The sequence below is a fragment of the Acinetobacter sp. MD2(2019) genome, from assembly GCF_035615615.1.
Lineage (GTDB): Bacteria > Pseudomonadota > Gammaproteobacteria > Pseudomonadales > Moraxellaceae > Acinetobacter.
In genome coordinates this window covers 1-568 of the sequence record NZ_VTDU01000071.1, presented here as the reverse complement: position 1 = coordinate 568, position 568 = coordinate 1, and the positions used below count along the sequence as shown (strand labels likewise).

General features: G+C 48.8%; 1 rRNA gene. It reads left to right on the top strand.

What is annotated here, in order from left to right:
* Positions 1-568: ribosomal RNA gene (locus I2F62_RS13110) — 23S ribosomal RNA — on the top strand; the annotation flags it as partial.

The following is a 568-nucleotide window of genomic DNA, read 5'->3' as shown; positions in this document are numbered from 1 at the left end:
AACATCTCAGTACCCTTAGGAAAAGAAATCAATTGAGATTCCGTTAGTAGCGGCGAGCGAACGCGGATCAGCCCATTAAGTTATCTAAGTTTTAGTGGAATGCTCTGGGAAGTGCAAACGTAGAGGGTGATATTCCCGTACACGAAAGGGCTTAGATAATGATGACGAGTAGGGCGAGGCACGTGAAACCTTGTCTGAACATGGGGGGACCATCCTCCAAGGCTAAATACTCCTGACTGACCGATAGTGAACCAGTACCGTGAGGGAAAGGCGAAAAGAACCCCTGTGAGGGGAGTGAAATAGATCCTGAAACCGCATGCATACAAGCAGTGGGAGCATACTTTGTTATGTGACTGCGTACCTTTTGTATAATGGGTCAGCGACTTACGTTCAGTAGCAAGGTTAACCGTATAGGGGAGCCGTAGGGAAACCGAGTCTTAATAGGGCGTATAGTTGCTGGGTGTAGACCCGAAACCAGGCGATCTATCCATGAGCAGGTTGAAGGTTGGGTAACACTAACTGGAGGACCGAACCCACTGTCGTTGAAAAGCCAGGGGATGACTTGTGG